The sequence below is a fragment of the Crateriforma conspicua genome (assembly GCF_007752935.1).
Classification (GTDB): Bacteria; Planctomycetota; Planctomycetia; order Pirellulales; family Pirellulaceae; genus Crateriforma; species Crateriforma conspicua.
This window is the reverse complement of record NZ_CP036319.1, coordinates 5,711,751-5,734,661: the sequence shown is the minus strand read 5'-3', so window position 1 is coordinate 5,734,661 and position 22,911 is coordinate 5,711,751. Positions and strand designations below refer to the sequence as shown.

General features: G+C 55.2%; 18 protein-coding genes. 8 read left to right on the top strand and 10 right to left on the bottom strand.

Annotated elements, in window-relative coordinates; genetic code table 11:
- Nucleotides 1-83 precede the first annotated feature (83 nt).
- Complete coding sequence (locus tag Mal65_RS21005) at nt 84-1,700, top strand: FAD-dependent oxidoreductase (RefSeq protein WP_145302167.1); 1,617 nt, start codon at nt 84-86, stop codon at nt 1,698-1,700.
- Nucleotides 1,701-1,704: 4 nt separating this feature from the next.
- Here the strand turns inward: Mal65_RS21005 and Mal65_RS21000 are convergent, their stop codons facing one another.
- Both Mal65_RS21000 and Mal65_RS20995 read right to left on the bottom strand, forming a co-directional pair.
- Nucleotides 1,705-2,526, bottom strand: coding sequence for a phosphatidylinositol-specific phospholipase C/glycerophosphodiester phosphodiesterase family protein (locus Mal65_RS21000; RefSeq protein WP_145302164.1), 822 nt, complete (start codon nt 2,524-2,526; stop codon nt 1,705-1,707).
- A gap of 520 nt (nt 2,527-3,046) precedes the next feature.
- Nucleotides 3,047-3,964: a metallophosphoesterase family protein gene (locus Mal65_RS20995; protein WP_145302161.1), complete on the bottom strand. Its 918-nt coding sequence runs from the start codon at nt 3,962-3,964 to the stop codon at nt 3,047-3,049.
- A gap of 275 nt (nt 3,965-4,239) precedes the next feature.
- Between Mal65_RS20995 and Mal65_RS20990 the strand changes: the two genes are divergently transcribed.
- From Mal65_RS20990 to Mal65_RS20970, 5 genes are all read left to right on the top strand, one after another.
- Nucleotides 4,240-5,907, top strand: a complete 1,668-nt coding sequence (locus tag Mal65_RS20990; protein WP_145302158.1) for an FAD-dependent oxidoreductase — start codon at nt 4,240-4,242, stop codon at nt 5,905-5,907.
- 396 nt (nt 5,908-6,303) lie between these two features.
- Nucleotides 6,304-7,140, top strand: coding sequence for a sulfite exporter TauE/SafE family protein (locus tag Mal65_RS20985; protein WP_145302155.1), 837 nt, complete (start codon nt 6,304-6,306; stop codon nt 7,138-7,140).
- A 15-nt stretch (nt 7,141-7,155) separates the two neighbouring features.
- On the top strand, nt 7,156-8,580 hold the full coding sequence (locus Mal65_RS20980) for an MBL fold metallo-hydrolase (RefSeq protein ID WP_145302152.1): 1,425 nt from the start codon (nt 7,156-7,158) through the stop codon (nt 8,578-8,580).
- Between the two features lie 47 nt (nt 8,581-8,627).
- Nucleotides 8,628-9,701: a cytochrome-c peroxidase gene (locus Mal65_RS20975; protein WP_231131199.1), complete on the top strand. Its 1,074-nt coding sequence runs from the start codon at nt 8,628-8,630 to the stop codon at nt 9,699-9,701.
- Nucleotides 9,702-9,805: 104 nt separating this feature from the next.
- Nucleotides 9,806-10,924 (top strand): slr1591 family oxidoreductase, encoded by a 1,119-nt coding sequence (locus Mal65_RS20970; RefSeq protein ID WP_145302149.1) that lies wholly within the window; start codon nt 9,806-9,808, stop codon nt 10,922-10,924.
- A 59-nt stretch (nt 10,925-10,983) separates the two neighbouring features.
- Here Mal65_RS20970 and Mal65_RS20965 read toward each other — a convergent pair whose 3' ends face one another.
- The 7 genes from Mal65_RS20965 to Mal65_RS20935 form a co-directional block, all read right to left on the bottom strand.
- Nucleotides 10,984-12,444 carry a DUF4832 domain-containing protein gene (locus Mal65_RS20965; protein ID WP_145302146.1) on the bottom strand — a complete coding sequence of 487 codons (1,461 nt, stop codon included), beginning with the start codon at nt 12,442-12,444 and terminating at the stop codon, nt 10,984-10,986.
- An 88-nt stretch (nt 12,445-12,532) separates the two neighbouring features.
- Nucleotides 12,533-14,389 (bottom strand): DUF5060 domain-containing protein, encoded by a 1,857-nt coding sequence (locus tag Mal65_RS20960; RefSeq protein ID WP_145302143.1) that lies wholly within the window; start codon nt 14,387-14,389, stop codon nt 12,533-12,535.
- 207 nt (nt 14,390-14,596) lie between these two features.
- Nucleotides 14,597-15,274 (bottom strand): flavodoxin domain-containing protein, encoded by a 678-nt coding sequence (locus tag Mal65_RS20955; protein ID WP_145302140.1) that lies wholly within the window; start codon nt 15,272-15,274, stop codon nt 14,597-14,599.
- A gap of 99 nt (nt 15,275-15,373) precedes the next feature.
- On the bottom strand, nt 15,374-16,180 hold the full coding sequence (locus tag Mal65_RS20950) for a DUF4198 domain-containing protein (RefSeq protein ID WP_145302137.1): 807 nt from the start codon (nt 16,178-16,180) through the stop codon (nt 15,374-15,376).
- Between the two features lie 41 nt (nt 16,181-16,221).
- On the bottom strand, nt 16,222-16,758 hold the full coding sequence (locus tag Mal65_RS20945; RefSeq protein ID WP_145302134.1) for a DUF2271 domain-containing protein: 537 nt from the start codon (nt 16,756-16,758) through the stop codon (nt 16,222-16,224).
- Between the two features lie 25 nt (nt 16,759-16,783).
- Complete coding sequence (locus Mal65_RS20940; protein WP_145302132.1) at nt 16,784-17,380, bottom strand: PepSY-associated TM helix domain-containing protein; 597 nt, start codon at nt 17,378-17,380, stop codon at nt 16,784-16,786.
- Nucleotides 17,381-17,443: 63 nt separating this feature from the next.
- Nucleotides 17,444-18,472, bottom strand: coding sequence for a DUF1559 domain-containing protein (locus Mal65_RS20935; RefSeq protein WP_231131198.1), 1,029 nt, complete (start codon nt 18,470-18,472; stop codon nt 17,444-17,446).
- A gap of 733 nt (nt 18,473-19,205) precedes the next feature.
- Between Mal65_RS20935 and Mal65_RS20930 the strand changes: the two genes are divergently transcribed.
- Together Mal65_RS20930 and Mal65_RS20925 are read left to right on the top strand one after the other, a co-directional pair.
- Nucleotides 19,206-20,078 carry an alpha/beta hydrolase gene (locus Mal65_RS20930; RefSeq protein ID WP_231131197.1) on the top strand — a complete coding sequence of 291 codons (873 nt, stop codon included), beginning with the start codon at nt 19,206-19,208 and terminating at the stop codon, nt 20,076-20,078.
- Nucleotides 20,079-20,258: 180 nt separating this feature from the next.
- Nucleotides 20,259-20,498 carry a hypothetical protein gene (locus Mal65_RS20925; RefSeq protein WP_145302123.1) on the top strand — a complete coding sequence of 80 codons (240 nt, stop codon included), beginning with the start codon at nt 20,259-20,261 and terminating at the stop codon, nt 20,496-20,498.
- 98 nt (nt 20,499-20,596) lie between these two features.
- On the opposite strand, the gene Mal65_RS20920 is transcribed toward Mal65_RS20925, so the two are convergent.
- Nucleotides 20,597-22,378 (bottom strand): arylsulfatase, encoded by a 1,782-nt coding sequence (locus tag Mal65_RS20920; RefSeq protein ID WP_145302120.1) that lies wholly within the window; start codon nt 22,376-22,378, stop codon nt 20,597-20,599.
- Nucleotides 22,379-22,911: the final 533 nt, after the last annotated feature.

Sequence of the window (22,911 nt, the reverse complement as noted above, 5' to 3'; positions counted from 1 at the left end):
TTTGATCGACAATCCGGTGGTGACTTCATCGAGACGTCGGTCTTGGGAACACGCGGTGCAAACAGCGATGCAGGAGATTAGGGATGCCAACGATACGCATTGATCAGACGGATGTTGTGGTCGATCCCGGCACGACTGTCCTGGAAGCTGCCCTGTCGGTTGGGATCGAAATCCCCACGCTGTGCTATCTGAAGGGCTATGACCCATCGGCGTCGTGCCAAGTCTGTCTGGTGCGTGATGTCGCGACCGGGCGGATGGTTCCCAGTTGTGCCACCGCTGCGACGGATGGTCTGCAGATCGAGAGTGAGTCGGATGAAGTCCACGCGGCGCGCCGAACGGCACTGGAATTGTTGCTTAGCGAGCACGTGGGGGACTGTCTGGCGCCGTGCCACTTCGCCTGTCCCGCGCACATGGACATTCCATTGATGCTGCGTCAGATCGGTGATCAGGAATGGTCCGCAGCGATCGAAACGATCAAGAACGACATCGCGTTTCCAGCCATTCTGGGACGCATTTGTACCAAACCGTGTGAAAAGGGATGTCGAAGAAACGCTGCAGATGACCCGGTCGCGGTGTGCCAATTGAAGCAAGTGGTTGCCGATAAAGACTTGGCGACCGGTGACGGTTATCAACCCGAACCAACAAACGCATCTGGGAAACGCGTTGCCGTCATTGGCGCCGGTTTAACCGGTCTGTCGGCAGCCTACTACCTGACTCGGCTGGGGCATCAATGCCAAGTTTTAGAGAAGGCGTCGCAGCCTGGTGGTCGGCTGCACGCATTGGGGGGCGATGCTTTGCCGCCAGCGGTTCTGGCATCAGAGATTCAGCGAGTTCGTCAGGTCGGTTTCGAATTGACCTGTGATCGAGCGGTCCAGTCGAAGGATGAATTTGAGAACCTGTTGGAAGACTTTGATGCGGTCCTCGTGGCTTGGGGCGAAGACCAGATGCAGGCGGCACAGCAGTGGGGATTAAAGACGAACCGAAAAGGCATCCAGGTGGACCGTGCGACCTACGCCACGGATGTCGATCAGGTATTTGCTGCGGGAAACGCCGTTCGTGGAAACGCACTCTTTGTACGCAGCACGGCGGACGGGAAAGAAGCGGCTGTTTGCATCGACCAGTACCTGACCAAGGGAAAAATGACGGGAATTTCTCGAGCGTTTTCATCTCGGATGGGCAAGGTCGCACCTCAAGAACTGGATCAGTTTGTACAAGACGCCGGGCACGCACCGTTGGCCACGGCACAATTGGTGGTGGACGAATCGACCGGCGGTGTGGATTCCGTCACAGCCGCCAAACAGTCCGGCCGTTGTCTGGCTTGTGGGTGCGTGGCCCACGGCAACTGTCGATTGGAACATTGGGCATCGATATACAATGCCGACCCGGGACGATTCGGGTCTCGTCAAGCGACTTACGAAGTGGTTGGCCGCGGTGGTGACGTCTTGTTCGAACCCGGGAAGTGCATCAAGTGCGAGTTATGCATTCAGATCGCTTCAAAATCCAAGTCAGATCTTGGGCTGTCATTCGTCGGTCGTGGCTTTGATGTTCGCGTCGGCGTTCCGTTCGACCGTTCATGGGAAGATGCCGTTCACTCGGTCGCCCGGGAATGCGTCGATGCTTGTCCGACGGGTGCCATCTATTTTCGCTGGCGCGATGTCGATGTGGTGGATTTGGGCGAATCAAAGACGGAATCCGAATGAACAATCATTCGAACGACGGTGCCGATTCCTGAGATGCCAGAAATGCTCGCAAGCGTGCCAAGTGATCGGTGTTGATCAAGTCGACGTCCAAGTCGACAAGAACTTGCCAAAGGTTCTGGTCTTCGGGAGTGGCCCAGAATCGGAGCACGCGACCCGCACGATGAGCCTTCGCAACGATTTGCCGCAGCTTTAGTTTGTCGGCATCCGCGATGGGCCCTGCTCCCCGATAGGCGAAGTGACTGGTCCAGCGATCACTGATCATTGGCATCAGGTGGGCTGGCATGTCGGAATCAAGATCACTCAGCCGACCATCAATTCCGGCGTAACGCGTCGATTGTTCGGACATCATTTCGATGGGGCGGTTGCCGCTGATAACAACGCTGATTGCACCGGAGACTTGCTTTCCGTCTTTGACGTGAGTCAACATGGAAGCGTACTCGGACAACAATTCATGCAGCGCCGCATAGGTCGTTTCGCCATCGTCTTTGATGTCGACCAGCAGGATGAATTCGATGGGTTGCTGATAGACCGATCCTTGAAATTTCCGGACGCGGCGACTCAGTGGATCCAGATACATTGACCTCAGCGTTCGCTCGGGTCTGATTTGATCGGCTTCGTGGGCCACCACCAAGTCACCATCGCGCAGAAAGATGTCCGCTTCCACGCTGCGAAATCCGTTGGCCAGGGCATCCGTCAACGGCTGTGGACGCGTGTAATCGTTGTGGGAATGTGCCGCCGGATAGACACGGTCCGGCGATTGCGATTCGGCGTTCGGTGACGTTCCGATCAAGGCAACGCACCACGACAAAATCAATCGAGTTTTCATCGAACAGTCTTTGCTTCATGAAATGATCACATGATGTCACTTTACCGACAAAACACGCGGTTGATGACATCGATCGGCACCATAGCGGTTGCCGATTGGATGTGCGATCGGGCGCGGATGTTCACAAGCTTTTTGACTGTTCGGTGATGCCACACGCGGTTGGGCACGAGCGGGTCGCCAAAGGCAACTTGTCGTTTGTTGAAAGAGAACATGCGAGTCGTGTCACCGGCAACCCACCACCCGATGTTCCAAGGCATCCGAGTGATGACGCGACGAGTTTTCGTCCGGTGTGATCATGACGGCGTGGGTGAACAGAAAACAGATCCACGCCGAATGCATCGAAACGCACGCGACCGACTCGAATGAGCCATTCAGACTAATTGCCGCTGCGATGTTTCATGGGACGACCCATGGGCGAACATGGCAAAAATACTGTGGCGTCGGCCACCACGTGACGGTTTGGAACGATTAGGCGGATCGCGAACCGCAAGTTTCCGAGCAGCGTTCTAGCCAAACGACACTAGCCCGTGATGATCGACCGTGATCGGATCTGCGGAACGATCACGTCCGACGAATCCTGTTCCGCTTCGGCGGGAGGAGCACCCACCCAGTGACTCGACCGGCCTTGGATTGTGACTTGTCGTTTTGAAAGATTGACGACCATGGTGGCAAACAACGGATCTGCGTAGCTGACCCATTTTCGTGGTCCTCCCACCCAATGATACGAGGCCGAATTTACGTGCATGTATGGGATGCCGCTGATCTCCAGCAGTTGGTCAATGTGCGTGTGTCCGTTCAAGCACAACACGATTTTGCGACGGTGAGCTTCAAGAATTTCACGAACAGCATCGGCATTGTCGACGGCAGCCCGCCCCGCAAGCGGTTGGTGACAGCAAACAAAGACGGGCCGGTCGGCGTCAGCCAAACTTTGGTCCAGCCATTCCAGTTGCTCGGGCCCGACGTAGCTTGGGTATCCACCATGTTGATCGTGTGTCGGAGAACCCTTGTCATTGCCGTCCAGCACAAGCACGCACAGGGGGCCAACGTCATGACGGTAAAAACGCCGGGGGATTCCCCACGATTCGACACAGGTATCGGGCGTATGTCCGAAATCCAGATCGTGATTTCCGATCACGTGAATCGGGTGTTTGGTGATCTGGTTGAACGAATCGACCAACCGCTGATGGCGTGGCTCGGGAAAGGCAAAATCGCCCAACTGGATCAGCGAATCGGGCGACGCTGTGGACATTCGGTCCAGAAACACACCCAGGCGATCTTGAGCATCTTTCGCCAACCCGACGTGCGGGTCGGCGATCAATCCAAAGGTGACCGGGGGACCGGCAACCGGTATTTCGGACAAGGCGGATGATGCAATCGTGATGCCGCCGGCCGCAAGCATGGGGAACAATCGACGCCGCGAGAGTGCTGGGAACTGCATGTGTTGGAAGCTCTTCGTCTGGGAAGGATCGGCGCGTTGATCACGACGACATTGGAGGTCGTTCTGAGTTTGTCCGCTGCCAAATGACGGAACAACGACTTCTTACGCAATCTTCATGGTTTCACGGAGGTTGGCGTCAGGAATCGGCATGCCGCCGCGTTCCGAGTGGTTACGGTCGCTGCGGGTATGGCCGATGCGATGGATCGCCGAAGCGATACAATTAACTGCTCGTTTCAGTGATTCGCCGGGAAATTCGGACGACAAGGGTAACTTTGATGGCAGCAAGCACAGCCGAGACGGCGTTTCCAAAGCTGAACGAGCGTGAGATGGAGATCGTGTCCGAAATCGGGGATCTTCGTGACGTTGCCGATGGGCGTGTGCTTTTTCGCGAAGGTGATCGTGAGTTTTCTTTCTTCGTTGTTCGCGAAGGAACCGTCCGCATCACCGAGGCGTCGTCGGGAAGTCCAAACGAAATCGCGGTTCACGGCCCCGGCGAGTTTACCGGCGACGTATCGATGTTGACCAATCGCCCTTCGGTTGTAACGGCCGTTGCGGTCGGGAATTGCCAGTTGATCGAAGTGCCGTATTGCCAAGTCCGCCAGATGATTGCGGATCTGCCGGAACTGAGCGACCGTTTGTTGGACGCCTTTCAGGTACGACGCCGTATGTTGGAGGATTCGGGATTTTTGGGAATCCGAGTCGTCGGCGCGGCCAATTCTGGTGAAACGCTACGCTTTCGTGAATTCTTTTACAAAAACAAAGTGCCCTACACATTTATTGATGTGGCCAGTCCCCAAGGGCAATCAGCGATCAAGGATTGGGGCATCGAGAACGAGCAAACACCGGTCATCGCATGCAGCCAGAATGTCATTCCGCGACCGTCGCTTGCAAAGGTCGCCGAATGCTTGGGGATCGCCAGAGATGTCCGCAGTCGTCCCTACGATGTGGTCATCGTCGGGGCCGGGCCGGCCGGTTTGGCAGCAGCGGTTTACGGTGCCTCCGAAGGTTTAGAAACGTTGCTGGTCGATAGTGTCGGACCCGGCGGTCAAGCGGGTCAAAGTTCACGTATTGAAAATTACATGGGGTTTCCGGCCGGTTTGCCGGGAACCGAGTTAGCCAATCTCGGGTTTCTTCAGGCCATGAAATTCAATGCTGATTTCTTAGCTCCCGTTTCCGTCACCTCGGTCACTCCGACATCCGACGGCATGCATCAGGTGCAGTTTTGTACGGGACAATCGGTCAGGACCAAAACGATCCTGATCGCCACCGGCGTTTCTTACCGACGGTTGCCCGTCGATGGTGCCGATCGTTTCGAAGGATCGGGGCTCTACCATTCCGCGACCACCGTCGAATCGCGGTCATGTCGGGATTCGATGGCGGTGGTGGTGGGAGGCGGAAATTCCGCTGGTCAAGCAGCGATGTATTTGTCGGGGCATGCCAGCGAAGTTCGATTGCTGATTCGCGGTGACAATCTGCGCAAGAGCATGTCGGACTACCTTGCGCGTCGAATCGAATCCAACGCAAACATCCACGTCATGTTGAATACGGAAATCGATCGGTTGGATGGTGAAGATTGCGTCCAGCATATTGTGGTTCGCAACAACCAAGATCAATCATCCCAAACACTCGGCTGCCAGGCCGTTTTCGTTTTTGTCGGCGCCAAGCCGCACACCGATTGGCTGGGGGAAACGCTGGCACTGGATCGTCGTGGTTTCATTTTGACGGGGCCTGCTTTGCGACAGGCGGACGCGTGGCCGGTGTCGCGTGAACCCTGCGAATTGGAAACCAGCCGACCGGGAATCTTTGCCGCCGGTGATGTCCGCAGCGGAACGACAAAACGTTGTGCGTTTGCCGCGGGCGACGGCGCACTGGGAATCACTTGTGTTCACCAATACCTTCAAAACCATGTCGAACACTCGGCAACTTCGGATCACCCGAACTGATCACGACTGTTTGGGTTTCATCACCGGACAGTGCTGAGGGATTTATAAAACGCGGGCTCGGAGATACCGACTCCGGAGTCAAGCGTTGTTGGTTCCACCGACGCAAACCGCTGCGGTGTTTGTTCTCGTGTCGACTCTTGCGACGGGTGGGTAAGTCGTTTCCAAAGGTGGCGACTGCGACGATTTGCGTCAGCCACCGCATGGCCGATTTCGGTGTGAAAGCCGCTATGGTGCAAGTTGGTCGTTCGGCACGCGACGCTCGCTGGCACAGGGCACTGCTGTGACCGCCACCGCATTTTGACCGTCTTGGCGGAACGATCTTCTTTCCGGTCATTGATTGACTGAATGTGCGACATGTCGTGATGTCGCGATGTTTTTGCTTTGTGGAGTGTTCTGATGGATCCGCTGGCAGTCGCGTTCGGTGCGATCGTCGGTTTGGCTCTGGGGCTGACCGGCGGTGGGGGCGGAATATTCGCCGTTCCCTTGCTGGTCTATGGGTTGTCGGTTTCACCCAGGGAAGCCGTGGGGATTTCTCTGGCGGCGGTGGGGGGAACCGCATTGCTGGGCGTCGTTCAAAGGGTCGCTCGGCACGAAGTGGAGTTCCGAACGGGAATCCTTTTCGCCGTCGCCGGTATGGTCAGCGCCCCGGTTGGTGCTTTTGTTGCAACGCGGTTGCCGGGCGGGTTGCTGTTGGTGTTGTTTGCGATCTTGATGCTGGTGGTGGCTTGGCAACTATGGCACAAGGCGAATCATGCACCCGATGTCGCCCCAAACAATTGCCAGTCGGAAGACGGTGAAACTGATCGTCGACGTTGTCAGCGGGATGCCGATGGTCAGCTTCGTTTGACTTCCCGGTGCGCACGCTTGTTGCTGCTGATCGGCCTGATGACGGGTTTCTTGTCCGGAATCTTTGGGATCGGCGGCGGGTTTGTGATCGTCCCGGCATTGGTCTTGGCCAGCGGTATGTCGATCCACCGAGCCGTCGGGACATCGTTGTTGGTCATCGTCTTGATCAGTGTTAGTGGCGTCACGTCACACCTCGCCGGGGGCAATCACATCTCTCTCTCGATCACATCGCTGTTCATCGTTGGTGGTTTCGCCGGCATGTGGCTGGGAGGGGCGGTCGGAAAGCACTTACCCGCCGCGTCACTGCAGAAGGTCTTTGCCGTCGCAATCGTGTTGGTTGCCGTCTTTATCGTGTCGAAACAGATCGTCTTGCAAATGTCCCTATAGACAGGAGTGTCCAAGGTGTTGTTGAAATATTTTTATGATGACAAGCTGGCTCATGCCTCGTATCTGGTCGGGTGTCAACGAGCCAACGTTGCTCTGATTGTCGATCCAGGGCGTGATATCGAACAGTATCTGGCCGCTGCCAAATCCGAGGGCATGGAGATCACGGCGATCGCCGAAACGCACATCCATGCGGACTATGTTTCGGGCGCGCGTGAACTTGCGGAACGAGTCAATGCGAAGCTGTACGTTTCCGACGAAGGGCCCAGCGATTGGAAGTATCAATACGCTTCCCAGTATGACCATCAACTGCTTCACGACGGCGATGAATTTTTGATCGGCAATCTGAAGTTCACAGTCATGCACACGCCCGGACACACGCCCGAAAGTCTGTCCTTTTTGCTGACCGACATGGGCGGTGGGGCTGATCTGCCGATGGGGATTTTCACCGGGGATTTCGTGTTCGTGGGGTCGATCGGACGGCCCGATCTTTTGGAGGAAGCCGCAGGAATCGCGGACACCGCGGAACCCGGTGCTCGTGATCTGTTCGCATCGATCGAACGGTTTCGTGCATTGCCCGACTATCTGCAGGTATGGCCGGCACACGGGGCGGGCAGCGCTTGCGGAAAAGGATTGGGCGCGATCCCGTCGTCGACCGTCGGGTACGAAAAACGGTTCAATCCGGCGCTGCAGTATCAAGACGAACAGGAATTCGTACGGTACATCCTGGCGGATCAACCGGAGGCGCCAAAGTACTTTGCGGTAATGAAACGCGTCAACAAAGAAGGCCCGAAAGTTCTTGGCCCTGACCACCGGCATCAGATGTTGTCGGCGTCCAAGATAGAAGACGCCATTGCAACGGGAAATGTGGTCGATCTGCGTTCCGCCGATGCCTTCGCCGAAGCACACGTTCCTGGATCAATCAACATTCCCGTCGGCATGCTTGCGGGATGGGCGGGGTGGTTGTTGGACTATGCAAAGCCGACCTATTTGATCACCGGCGAAGAAACGCTTGAGGAAGCCGCCAGGGTATTACACAAGATCGGATGCGATCAGATCGCCGGTGGTTTTGATGCAAGAGAGTTGATCGTCGGCGGGCACGCTTCGGAATCCTATCGCAATCAATCCGTTGATCAACTGAGCGAAGCGGTGTTGTCCGGCAAGGTCACTTTGCTGGATGTGCGATCGGCGGATGAATGGAATGCCGGTCACATTGAAAACGCACGCCATCATTTTCTAGGACGCTTGCCGGACACGGTCACATCCGTCTCGGCGGATCAGCCTGTCGTGGTGCAATGTCGCAGCGGGGCCCGATCTGCGATCGCCGCGAGCGTGCTGCAAGCAGCGGGGATTAAAAAGGTGACGAACCTAACAGGTGGTTACATGGCTTGGAAATCCGCGGGCTTGCCCACAACCACACAAGACAAATCTGTGCCCGTGTGATCGTCAGGGCTTACCCACCGACAGAACAAACCTGACAACTTTGATTGATGATGAAAGAAAAAGAAACGATGGAAACCTTGGCTCGGTGCATGTCCGTTCGCGCCGTGGCGTATTGTGGTTTGGCTTTGATGGCGGGCGCTTTTTCCACAGCAGCCTTTGCCCAAGACTTAGAACCGCTGCCCGATTCCGCAGCCTTATCATCAGATACCGTTGCGAAAGTGCAACTGGGAAAGAAACTGTACTTTGATCCGCGTCTGTCGGTGACCGGTACCGTTTCTTGCAATACTTGCCACAATCTGATGGAAGGTGGCGATGACGGTCGCATCAGTTCCATGGGCGTGCACGGGCTGACCGGAGCAAGAAATGCGCCGACGGTTTGGAATTCGGCTTTTCAAGAAGCGCAGTTCTGGGACGGTCGAGCCCCGACGCTGGAAGAACAGGCCAAAGGTCCGCTGGTTGCGGACGTTGAAATGGGCATGGCACACCATGATCAAGTGCTTCAGCGTATTCGTAAGATACCGCAGTACGTCGACGAATTTGCCAGCGTGTATGGATCCGACGAAGGTGTCACCATTGAATTAGCGGTGGATGCGATCGCAGCATTCGAGCGTACGTTGATCACCCCAGACTCTGCCCTGGACCGATACCTACAGGGCGATGCAACCGCGTTGATGCCCGCCCAAAAACGCGGCATGGAACTGTTCGATGGCGTCGGGTGCACCGAGTGCCATGGCGGACCCGCCCTTAACGGATGGACCCCCGGCGAAGAGATCGAATACGCGGAGTTTCCGCGGTATGTCGATTCGCCGCTGGTGACAAAGTATGACTTGGCTTCCGACACAGGGCGTGGCGCACTGACCGAGGAGGCGTTGGACGAAAATATGTTCAAAACACCGACGCTGCGGAATATTTCACTGACAGCCCCTTACATGCACAATGGTCGAGTGCCGACGTTGGCTGAGGCCGTTCGTGTGATGGCTGTAAGTCAGTTGGATATGGATTTGGACGAACGGGACGTCACCGACTTGGTACGCTTCTTGGAAGCAACCGAGGGGCCGTTTCCGGAAATCAGTCTTCCAAGGCTGCCATCGTTGTCGGGCCAATCGATCGTCAAGGATTGATCAGTCCAAAGCAGCGTGTGTCGGCGTGTTGAATCCGGTCCCATTTGTACCGGATACAATGAACGAGACTTCGTTGGTCCCTGTGCTTCAAGAGTACGTTTGCATTGACTGTTCGCCGGATTGTTTTGTTGGGCATCGGTCACACCAATGCCGATTTCGTCCGGCATTGGATGGATCATCCGTTGCCCGACGTGGAATTGGTCTGCGTTTCAAAGTTTGACCAAGCGACGTACTCCGGAATGCTGCCCGGAACCTTGGGTGGGCAATTCCGCCCTGATCAGATGCAAATCGATTTGCGTCGTTTGGTGGACGATGCTGGGGGTAGTCTGGTCGTCGGCAACGTGGTCGCGATGGACGCGATAGCAAAAGAGTTGCAGTTGGACGGTGGAGATCGTTTGCGTTACGACGTGCTGTCGATCGGTGTTGGTTCCATCCCGGCGGGGTGTGAAAACTACACGGATGTGTCGGGCTTTGTTCCCATCAAACCGATGCAGACGTTTCTGTCTCGCTTGCACCGGGCACTGGACCTTGATCGTGCTGCAAGGACGCCATCGATCGCCATCGTTGGTGGCGGAGTTGCGAGTGTGGAAATCGCCTTCTGCCTTGACCAGTGGATACGTTTGCGTTCGTCCCAATCGTCGGCACAACTTCAGATCTTTTGTGCCGATGAACACGTTGCAAGCGGAATGTCGCGGCAGAGCGTCAAGCGATTGGAAGTGTTGCTGGCGAATCGTGGAATTAATGTCGTCGCCAACGCTCGGGTGACCAATGTCCAGACCGGCAAAGTCGTTGTAAATGATGAAAGTCCTTTTGACGCCGACATTGTGGTTTGGGCGACCGGGGCCGCGCCGCCTCACGTCATTCGATCGCTGGGGCTTCCAACCGATTCGCGAGGTTTCATTTCCACCCAGAAGACTCTGCAATCAACGGGCGACCCTGCCGTGTTTGCCGTGGGGGATTGTGGAACCGTGGTGGATTCGCCACATCCCAAGGCTGGTGTCTATGCCGTCCGGCAGAGTCCGGTGTTGTGGCACAACATCCGCGCTTTTCTCGGCGGCCACACTCTGAAGGAATTTCAGCCGCAGAATGATTTCTTAAAGCTGTTGAATACCGGCGACGGGAAAGCAATGTTGGAGTATCGCGGTTGGACGATTCATTCCCGATGGTGCTTGTGGCTGAAAAATCGAATTGATCGAGGTTTCATCCGCCAGTTTCAACGCTAGGGCTGGCATTGTCGCCTTTGGTCGAAATCGCACCCATCGGCTTTTCCAATCGATGGCATTTATGGTTGGGCGTAGTGAAGGCTGTGGTCGTAGTAAGGGTCATCGAACGGTGTTTCGATGGCTAGTGGCTTCGCTTTTCGATCATCCAAGTCGATGATGCCCAGGGGATGTCTTCCGCCGACCCAGTGATTTGTGTTGGCGAAGCGGACCGCTGGTTCACCATTTGCGGGATCCAAAATGGCTATCGCCAGGGCATACGACCCCGTCGTCGCAGGAAGTGAAAACGTCTGTTTCACGGGAATCGTCTTTGGTGGGATTTTCCATTGGGTCGTTTTCGATTCCCAGGTCCCAGCAACTCCCGGCCAATCGTCGCTGGTGTTCCAGATCGGAGGCGTCCATTGATCCCCAGGGAGCCACGACCGCAGATCGACGTTCGTAAAAATTTGTTTCCAAACAGGCTTTTGGGTATTCAGATCAAGTAGCGAGATTTCCAATGGCCAAGCGTAGTAAAAGGGAGCGGAGCCCTCGTTGCGCACCTTTAGGGAAACGTCCAGTTGAGCGCCCGCGACGGAAAAACTTGCTTCTTCGATGACGAAACGATAGCCCAGTGCCTTTTGAACTTCTTCAGCACCGGCGTTCGCCCCCGGGGCGTCGGGATCATACTTCGCAATCCACTTCAGTTGGGTGCAATGCAGCCAACGTATGCTGTTGATCACGTGGTTGCGGTGAATCGGATCGACCACTGAATCGGTGGGCGAACTGCCCGGTTGATTTTGGTAGTCGCCCCAGTTGTAAGCCACCTCGCCACCAATGTAGGCGTGTTTCCATCGGCCATTCTGATTTAGCTTTGCGATCGCGTTTCCGTGCGGCCACATTTGTTGGATGTGCGCCCACGAATCCCAGTACGCACCGAACGGTTGGCTTTGAAATTCCGACCAGGGATGTCGGACCGATACCAATTTGTCCGGAAATGCTTCTCGAAAGGCGTCCGCCGCGATTGATTGCATTCTGGACGTGGGGGATGGGGAATGTTGCTCGCCCCATTTTCCAAAGATTCCCAGTTCGACGAATGCGACTCGTGGATCGTTGTTCCAGCACTGACCCAACCGCTTGATCAGCCGCAGGAGTCGCTTTTCAAACTGCGGACTGGTGTAGTCACCGGCGGACATGTCGGAGGGCCAAAAGTACTGGTCTTCCTTTTCCCAGTGCAAGTAAACCCGTGGAATCGCTTTGATGTTCTTTTCCTCAAAGCCATCCCATTTTTGATTCGATATCGCAATGATCCGATCGATGCCGTCCGATTCATCATCCTCCAACTCGTTCCAACGAATGTAGGTGTGTTGCAACGTCTGCCATTCGCTTCCTGAAGTGAATCCTTTCAACGGATTTCGAAGTGCACGGGGATAAGCGACCGGCCGGAAAACGACCTCCTGCGCCAACAGCGTCGGTGCGATGATCGCCAACAGGAAGCAGCAGGCAATCCAAAAGATCGGCCGACGGTTGGGCAATCGTTTCATCATGGCTTTCTTTGGGGGCAGATTCCCGGAATGGTGGTCCCGCAATGGATTGCCGGTGCTGTTCGATGCCCATGCACACGGCTGTCTTCTATCAGGCGTCTCGTCGAACCAAGATCACCCAATCCCGATCAGGTTGGTTTGGTGGCAGGCCGATGCCTTGCGACTGGCCCCCTTCGACAGATTTGACGGTTCCGGTTTGCAATTTGCCACCGTTTCGCGGATCCAACCATTGTATACGGTAGGAGTGTTCCGAATCGGGAAGGTCGATGGCCAACTCCGGTTCAGATTCCTTGGCCGGTCGGTAGATCACGTAAAGGTCTCCCGGTTTGCACAGGCAGTAACCGTTGCCTCGAACGATCAAGGCATCGTCGTTGGAACAATCCATCAACGGGAGTTTGGATTCGAAAAACTCTTTAGCAATTCGGGTCTGTTGCCATAGGGATTCCCGTGAACGCCAATCTTCCGCCATCAGATCGTTATGGTCGTATTCATAGCCGAAGTACCATTCGACGCCGGACGCACCGGCCATCAGGCTCCCCCATAGTACAGGGCCGCGTACTTGGTCGTGCATTGGATCGTCGGCATCGGGAACGGCACCTCGTTTAGCAGGGCCGATTTCATCCATGGATTGAATCCATGGGTGTCCTGACTCGGTCGACAAACGTCGCCATTTCAATACATCCGAATGGACCCGTTGGGGATCGCTTACTTGCAACGAAACGCCGTCAAGCGTGTCATGACCCAACAGTGGTTTCAGGATGTGTTCCTGGGCATCGCGGGCGGCGTGCGAGTGAATCAATACCGGGTGGTCATAGGGATCCGCACCGGCGAAAAAGTCGGACATTGCCATTTCTTGTTGAGTCGTTTGCCCGATCGGCGAAAAGTTTGCCGGGCCGTTTTCTTCACCCAGGTTCCAGACAACCGCCGGGTGATGGGCAAAGCGAGAGATCAATTCGTGGTAATACAGTTGTCGAAATTGTCCGGTGTCGCCCTCATCAAGCAGGGTCTCGTTCTCCGTTTCTTGGGTAACGATGTGCAGCAAAATCCCTTTTTGTTGCATGTGTTCGAAGACAATCTCCCACTGGTCCAACTTGCTACAGTCAAAGCGTGAAAAGTCGTCCGGTGAACGGTAGGGCCACACGTCTTTCCCATCGCCGCCGATGTTCATTGTTAGGAAGTAGCACGAATTCATTCCCACCTGGGACAGGTAATTGAACGCGCCGATCAGTGACTTCCCCTTGCCGTCTTGCCAGGTCGGGTCCCCTGAGTTCCAGTCGGTCAAGTGTGCCGTGAATTGATGCAGGTCCTTGGTCGTCTTTGCTTCGCCACGGTTTTCACTTTTTGCCATCCGATAGGTGTCATCAAAGTCCGCGTAGGCCAACAAATTTTCCGGCGAATTTGCACCGCACTTCAGAAAGACCTCACCGCCGGGGGACATTCGGAAATAGTGACCGTCGGCAACGATGCGGCCACGGCGACGAAAATCGACGTCGTCATCGGTCGGCCAATCGGAAACCCGAATTCGACCGCTGCTGGAATCCAACGGCAACTCCGTGCCGGTATCGGGATCGGATCGGATCGCGATCCAATCACCCCGCCGTAAACTGGCTTCATAGGTCCAGTCGCCCGGTTGGTCCAAGGCGACGCGGCATTGCCAGATTCGCCCGCTGTCAGCGCTCGTTTCTGCGGCAGTTCCGTCCGCCGCATAGAAGCCCCGGACGATCAACTCCTGGTCTTCGTGTTTTAGTTTGACCAGCAAGCGTGTATCGGTGAACGGGTTCTCTTCGGCTGTTTCGGATGTATCGGGGCCCCGAAACGTTAGTGTGATGGTTTCCAGGGTTTTGGCATCCAACACGGAATCGGACGCTTGTCCGTGCGACAATCCGGTTTGGACAAAGACACCAAGAAGTAACGCAAGCTTGGACAAATAGGAACGAGTCACGACCATGGAGCAGACCTGAACGATAGCGTGGGATCAATGTTAAGCCCACTAATTGTATCCGTTCCGGACGGCTAAAGATGGAGGGATACCAGCCCTACAGTGCGTGGCCGCGGGAACGTTGGTGTCACGTTCTGGCCGACACGTTTGGTTTGTTTTCGCATCAAACCACCGAATGATCCGCTGGCAATGATCGGCAACCGGAGCCTGGCCGCTTTACGCGTGAATCTTGGCGACTTCGCTGAACCATTGATTGACAGCTTTGTCGTCGCCGTCGTCCACATCGATGGTCTTGAACATGCGACTTGCCCCGCTTGATTGCAGCCATTGATCCAATTGACGACCAAAGGCGCAGTATTCGTCGTAACTGCTGTCACCCAAAGCCAGCAACGCGTATCGCAGCGATGTCAGTGGTTGGGGACGCCCCATCACTTCCAAAGAAAAGTCGACCGCATGCCCAGGCGGTTCGCCTTCACCCGCGGTGCTTGCAATAAAGAAAACCGTGGACGCATTGGCAAGCGAATCAATAGATACGGCATCGATGGGTAGCATTTCCAAATTCGGAAAGCTTTTCCGTAGCCGCGAAACTGTTTGTTGAGATAGTTCTTTTGCGAATCCGGTTTCGGTGGCATAGATGACACGTGCGTCCACGCGAGCCTGTAAGGCCAATTTACCGGAGGCCTTGGATGGTGTCGAAGAAAAACTGGCGAGGAACCATCCAAGGGTTGCGAGGTAGACCGCGGCAACCCCAATGGCCAACGAAATGCGGTCGGACATCGGTGTCGCGACCAGCCATGGACCTTCATTCCAATAGGCAAGTCCCAGTGCAATCACCGATAGGATCAGCAACAGGGTACCGTTGACTCGTTTGGAATTCCAATGAAACAGCATCATTGACGAAAGACGAAGTTCGAAACGGCTGTGAAGACAAAATGTCCGGCATGCCACGGATGGCGTGCGATCACGATTCCATCGTTAAATGAGTTCGATCGATCACTGTGGAAGGACTTCCAGGGTGGCGGTGTAGCCCAGGCGGCGCGAATTCGCTTGATCCACACTGGTGTGTGAATCCTGGATGCTGGTTTCGATCCAGTACATGCCAGGTTTCGGCCACGTGATTTGAAATTCACCGTTCGCGTCCGTGGTCACGTGGATCTCATCCTGTGCGTTACGATAACGAGTTCCTCCACGCAAGATGGTGACTTCCAGCCCTTTGGATGGCTCCGCGTTGACGACCAGGCGAAAGGTTGCCTGTTCCCCTTCGAACAAATCGTTTGGGTGTGTTATGGGAACCAATTCAATGCCATTGCCAGTCGGCTGAAGATTTTCCGTTGTCAGTGGTCCGTTGCTGACAAACGTCTCGATTCGACTAACGCTTTCAGTCACCCGTAAATTGGTGGCTTCTTTCGGGATCTCGGTTGCCATGGATTCCGGCTTTCCACGCCATCGCTTTCGTTCACCATTCAATTCGTATCCGGCGAAGACGCCATTGCTGACGCGTGCAATTCGATAGGTGCCCCGTTGAGTCAGTGGCACATCAAAGACGCTGCGGTATTTCAGCTGTGCAGCGTTTTCAGGTTCAACGGAATTTCCGTCGGGTGCCGTGATCTGCAAGCCTTCCAGCCCCAATGGGAAATGGTTGAAATAGAACAGGTCATTGGATACCGCGGCGTCAACGGTAAGCCATGGATCATTGCCGGAAAATACCGTCTGCGAGGGAAGCAACCATGTCTTGTGTGCAGATGCTGTGATTGGAATCAGGCATCCGGCGGCAAGAATGGTAAGTAGGAAACGATGCATCAGAAGCTCCTGAAAACTGCTGGTAGAAAGTACGGAAAACGCTATTTCGAAGGTTGGATTTTTAATGCGGCGACGCCCAGTTCTTCTTTGCCTGTTGACTGTGCCGATTGGCCGGTCGTCGCAGGCCAATCGAACGGTAGTTCAAGGAGTTCCCGTCCCCCGACTTCCCGCGATGCTTCGATCATCACGCTGTATTTTCCTGGGGACAGATTGGTCAGCCGTTTTTCGTCCAAGGCCAATTCAATCGAATGCTTCCCCGCCGGGCGAGTTGCCCCCGAAACGCCATCAACGGGCATGTCCAGACTTCGGCCCGATCGTCTCCACCACTGTCGCAAATCTGGCAACCATTTGGTTCCGCCCCCTTCGGAAGATCGTTTCATTTGGTACCAAACGGCCAAGTTGGCAACCGCCTGTTTGTTTTCGTCCTGAATCCAGACGGCAACATACGGTCGGTGATACTCGGAGACGTTCAGTCGTGGTATTTCTATCGAAACGGCGAACTTGCCTCCGGATTCATCCGCATAACTTGGCAGTGAAGCGAGTAAGAACAGGATGGCGGTGCATCGAATGGATGGCATGACATCTCGACGGGGTAACAGGGAATCAATGAATCAACAGGATGGCCACAAGCATTGGTGCAGCAATGCCCAAGCCGACCATCGGCCAAGTCAGTTTCCGGCGTGGAGCATGCTGTAACAAAAGCAGCAGCCCGGTAATGCAAAACACCAGCGTCGCAAGGGCATAAAGATCCAAGACCCACTTCCATGCGGCGCCGGTGTTCCGCCCTTTGTGTAGGTCGTTAAAGTATGAGATCCAACCACGTTGGGTCTGTTCAAATTCGACGTCGCCAGTTTCGCGATCGATGGCCAGCCAAGCGTCCGAACCCGGGCCGGGCATCGACAAGTAAAGTTCGTTATCAGACCAGTCTGCGGCGCGAGATCCGATCGGTACGTCAAGTTCATCTCGCAGCCATGCCGCAATTTCCCGAGGAATTGCGGCAGCCCCGTCGATGTCCTGTTCAGCAAGCAGCGCATGCAAGTCTTGGGGCAGCTCGAGTTGGGACTGACGAACCGACGGCGTCGTTTCGATCTGCGAAGCATGGTTCAGTGTGATGCCGGTGATTGCAAACAACAGCATGCCGAACAGGCTGACGGCTGAACTGATCCAATGCCATGCGATGATGGTACGTGACCAGGACATGGAGGAGTTCTTTTTGCCAGACGGCTCGGGGCCTAATGATGATGTGCCAATCGAAGCGGTCATTTACTGCGCTGAGGATATGGTTTGAACTTCGCGTCCGTGTCGCGTCCAGCTTGCGTGCCAGGCATCCTTGTCAATGGAATCGGTGACGTTGTTGACGCTGCCATCAGCCATTAGGACCTTCACAAGTCCTGTGTGATAGCTTCGAGGGCCGGTCAGTTTGGATGATCGATAGGACAGATCGGGAATCACGCTGTTGGGCGTCAAGAATCCATTCATGACCGGGCCGTTAGGCACGCTGCCACGCAGCCAATAATGATTCCGATCGCCCGACCAGTTTCGGATCGATGCGGTGATCAGTTCATCGTCTTTGTCTTCAGCGGCAGCCAGCAATGAATCATTGAATGAAGTGGTGGTGGCGGCGCGGTAACCGCGAACGTCCATCATCGCTGTGGGATCGGTCGATTCAGCACCGGCCCCGATGGTTGATTCAGCAAAAACGATGGTATTGGATGTTCCGTCAATGATGTCGCGAAAGCGAACGCGAGCATCAACCCAACACAGTCCGTCCGAAGGCGTGCCGTTTCCCGGGTGAAAGACGCCGTCTAGGCCACTGCCCTGGTTCATGCTGTAGCTGGTACCCGCGATTTGGATCGTCTGGCCCGAGGGCATTTCCAAATCATGCAAACTAGAACCAATATCGCTGGGGCACTCGAACGTTGAGACACGCGTACCAGCCGCGACGTGTAACTCGACGGGTAAATCCGCGCGGGCAGGGTGCCCCATGTAGATGTTGAAATCGATCAAGTCTTGAAGATTGGACTGTTCCATGAACGGCAACAGCTTGGCATGGGGCGAATAATCGCTCGGATAGCCGCCGGGCCAAGAGTAGCCGTTGTTCGGAAAGGCCCCTTTGAACGCCGAGGCGTAGTTGTGCAAGGCAAGTCCGATCTGCTTTAGGTTGTTGCTGCACTGCATCGATCGTGCCGCCTCACGCGCCGATTGCACCGCCGGCAAAAGTAGTCCCACCAGGACACCAACGATCGCAATGACGACCAGCAATTCGACGAGAGTGAAGCCCGATTGATTCACACCCACAGTCGAAGATTGAAGTGTTTTTTCCCCGGTGAGAGCGGGGGACGGGAAACAGGGGAGCGTCGATCGGTTGCTTTGCAAACGGTACATCGAATTGACCAGCCTCGTGAAAGGAGTAGCGCACTTGTGGTTAGGGCCTGTCGGCAATTGCCGAATCGAAGCGTGGCACCCGTTCAGGCCGAACGTAACGTGGCTGGCTAAAAGACCCTAAAACGGGCCCGTGGCTGGCTAAAGATCATTCTCGCTGGGTGCTATTGCGAGTCGTTCTCAACAAGATTGCGGTTTTCACCCTAGGACACAAGCCCCGTCTTTGGATTTCTTCGTTTCGACCATCGTCTGTCACTTTCCCAACAGTGAAATCGCAGCAGGCCCAGGGACAAGTTGGCGCTTTTCCCAGCGTTTTTAACGTCGCTGTCCCTCCCAACCGACTTCGCGGTATTTGTCGCCTTCAGTAATTTCGCGGCCTTGCCTTCAAAGCCAAATAGCCACCATGCAATCGACTTTCCGGTTTTCGTCCGCCTTGCTGGGCAGCCTTTTTTTCACGCTGACGTCGACGGTCTGTTCATCGCAATCGGCCGATAACGCGCCGCCGATCACAGTCGCAGACCAAACGTCATTCGATGACAACAGTGACACCGGCCCGGTGCTCCGCGGTCGTTCCAGGGGAAATGGCGCCCGTGAAGGTGGCAGGAGTCGAGGTGGTGGAGGGAGTGACGAAGGGCCGACAGTTTTGGATCGGCAGTTCATTGAAGGCAAACTGCCTCGCGGCGTCCGCTACGTTTCCGATGTGTTGTTCAAAGAAGTGGATGGATTGGAGTTAAAGCTTGACTTGCTTTTGCCGGCGAAAAGCGAGTTGGAAAAAACACCGGTTGCTGTTTGGATTCACGGTGGTGCGTGGATGCGTGGCAATAAAGCCCGCGATCTTCGACGCTTCGATCAATTGGTTGCCCGCGTGCTTCGTCGTGGCGTTGCATTCGTCTCCATCGAGTATCGTCTTTCGGGGCAAGCGACGTTCCCGGCACAAGTAGTCGACTGCAATGATGCGATCGCCTTTCTGCACCGGAACCGAGATCAGTACAACCTTGATGTCGGCTCTCTCATTTTGATGGGATCTTCGGCAGGTGGGCACTTGGCGACCCTGGTCGGCGTGACTCATGCCAAGGGCATTCCCGGCTTTTCCAGCGGCTACGATTCGTCCGATGTCCACATTATGGGTGTCGTTGATTTCTATGGTCCCATTGACTTGCTGAAATTGCAGGGCAAGCGAGATGCGGTTGACCTGAGTTCCGATCGTTCGCCCGAAGCAAGGTTGTTGGGGCATTCGCCGCGGCTTCGACCTGAATCGGCGCGGTTGGCATCGCCGTCGACGCATATCGATCCTGAATCGCCACCGTTTTTGATCTTCCATGGCGATCAGGACAAGCGAGTGCCACTGGACCAGTCCGAGTTGCTTTTGTCATTACTTCAAAAGCATGGTGTGCAAAGTCGTTTGGTGATCGTGGAGGGAGCCGTGCACGGGGACGAAAAATTCGACGAGACGTCGTACAACGATGCCGTCCTTACATTCATGGATTCTCTTCTACGCGAATCGCCTGCCAAGTAGCTACCGCGAAGACGGTAACCTCCTTCTTCGTCACCACACGCTGGTGATGGTGATCCAAAGCGTTCTCTATTGATGACCTGGCCAACTCACAGGTTTTTGTGTGTGTGGCGCACGGATCACAGGCCAGATTGTTAAGATAGGCCACGTTTGGAGTCCGTCTCGTTTATTGAGGAGGCTTGGGTGGTAAAATTCTTCAAGTTACCGTTGATCGTCACTGCGATCGTCCTGCCATTGATGCTGATTGTTGGCGTCCTGGTCATGATGTGGTTGGACGGCCAGGGGCTATCCAATCGTGAGTTGTCCGAACGAGCGTCCAAGCTGGGATCGGCGACCGCGGTCATCGGATGCATCATCATCGCACCTTTTTGGTTGATCGCTGCGGCAAAATTTGGAAAAGCCAAACGCGAATCGCGTCTCTAGCCGTTCACGCGGCTTGGACAGCAAAAATCACAATTGCGAAATTGGCGTGATCCAAGCTTTGCACGTTCGTGATCCAGGCGTTTCGCCGAGCCCGACCGTCAAGGTGTGCTAAACCGCTGGATTATCACCTGATGGGGGCCCTGATTCGTGGCACCAAAGACGACGTCAACGGAAAACGAGAACTTCCCGCCAGGCAAAGCCATTCGGATTTTGTGACCGCGTCGTTTTCCTTGCTGAATGATTAGTTTTTCTGCGTGGTCGCCTGCTCGTATCGTGGCCTGACCGGAGTTTTGCGCGTCGGTGAAAACCAATTCAACGTCGTAGGTGCCGGGTTTCATACTTTCCAACAGCCAGAACCCGTTGGAATCGGCCGCCCAAGCTCGGCCTTTGGTGTGACGCCAGTCTTGTCGGGTCAAGACGGTTGTCGGTTCATGGTCAGTTCCGATAACGATCCGCGGCGGGGCATAATTGTTCGGGCGTGTTGAGCTGACGTCGGCGAACCAAGCTTCGTACGCCTTTTGCAATCGGGCTTTCACATCGGGGAATTCGTCGGATACGTCATGCTGCTGTCGAGGGTCTTCGCGTAGGTTGTAAAGCTCAAGCTTGGGCGAACCGGGAAAAGTTTCTTTCCCGAAGCCGCTGGGATGGACCAGCTTCCACGGATCTTCGTGCAGCGAGAAGTGATGATACTGTTGCGGGACATCACCACGGTGGGCTTGGATCACGACTTGCCGTTTTGGCCAATTTGCTTCTTCGTCCATCAATAGCGGCAAAAAGCTACGACCGTCAATTTGCAGATCCGATGGAAGGTCCACATCACACGCATCCATCAGCGTCGGTAGAAGGTCGATGTGGGCACACAATTCATCTCGTACAATTGGTACGGCGATCGCAGTCGGCCAGTGGAATACCAGTGGTGATCGTACGCCGCCGTCATCGACATGCGTTTTCATGCCCCGCATGTCGCCGACATACCGCAGCGTGTTGGGTCCGTTGTCATTCAAGTAGATGAGAATCGTGTTGTCACGGATCTTTAGATCGTCCAACTTGCGCAACAACCGCCCGACGTTTTCGTCGATGTTGGTGATCATCGCCGCAATCCGAGCAAGCTTGTCGACCTCCGCTGGCACTCGCTTTGCAGGAAGATCCTTGACGAAAATCTCGCTTAAATCGGCCGTCAGGTATTCCTTGTAAAGCTCATCGGGGACGTCATGGAATGGTCCGTGTGGCGCATTGGTGGCGATGTACGCAAAGAAACTGTTCTGTTCGGCGACCGCCGATTCGATGAACGACATGGCGGCGTCGAAGTAGATGTCAGTGCAATAGCCTTTCATCGGGGTTTCGACCCCATTTTTCAACAGCGTCGGGTCGGTGTATTTGCCTTCGGCGCCGATTGGATCCGACGGTTGTCCGATACCGCCGCCCCGATGCACCAGACAGTCTTGAAACCCTTGATCCATCGGTCTTAAGGGGTAACTATCGCCCAGGTGCCACTTTCCATAGATTCCCGTTTGATAACCGGCGTCACGAAGCAACTCTGCAATCGTGACTTCCACCGGGTCCATCATTGCGCGTCCGACATAGGTGTCGATGCATCGGGTCCGATAGTTGTATCGACCGGTCATCAAGCTTGCCCTCGTCGGGGCACAGACCGGGCTGACGTAGAATCGGTTCATCAGCGCACTATGCTGAACCAAGGCATCCAATTCGGGAGTCTTGATGACTTCGTTGCCCATGAATCCGTAGTCGCCGACACCCTGATCGTCACTCATAATGACAATGACGTTTGGACGTGCCAACGCCGATGCCATCCAGGCAATCGACGTAAGTGTCAGTATGGCGGTGCGGAAAAGCACGCGATGGTGATCACCAATTTTCATGCGAACGATCCTCTGTTTGGATGGACTTGGGGTTGGTCGATTTGAGTTCAAAGATGAATTCCGTTCCACGCGTTGGACGAACAAATCACCAAGCAGGATCCAGTCTCAATGTGACTCTCGTCTGGGGGACGGAGCGTGCAGTGTGACGCACTTGTATCGTTCCTGGCACGACACGATGTCAAAGGAGACCAACCGCTGGTCTGGCCGAGCCGCGCTGATGGAAACGCTCAGTCGTTCTATCGCCAGGTAGTATAGCGACCGCGTGTTCAGTCCGTGGCGTTTCGGACGGTGGTGATCCCGTCAGAATGACCGGATAGGGCCGTCCATTCGTCGGTGGAACACCGCATGTCTTCGGAGGTTCGGATGCAGCCACACGCCGGACTGGTGCAAAATTGCCGGCAGATTTTTGGCTTGCCGAGCACCGTTGCGTTTTGGACCAATCGGACGCCTGCTACAGTGGCGTGACTTCCGCCTGTCGTCAACTTCCATGAATCGGGATTCGTGATGTCTTCTCGTTCGCCTGCGGTGCGTGT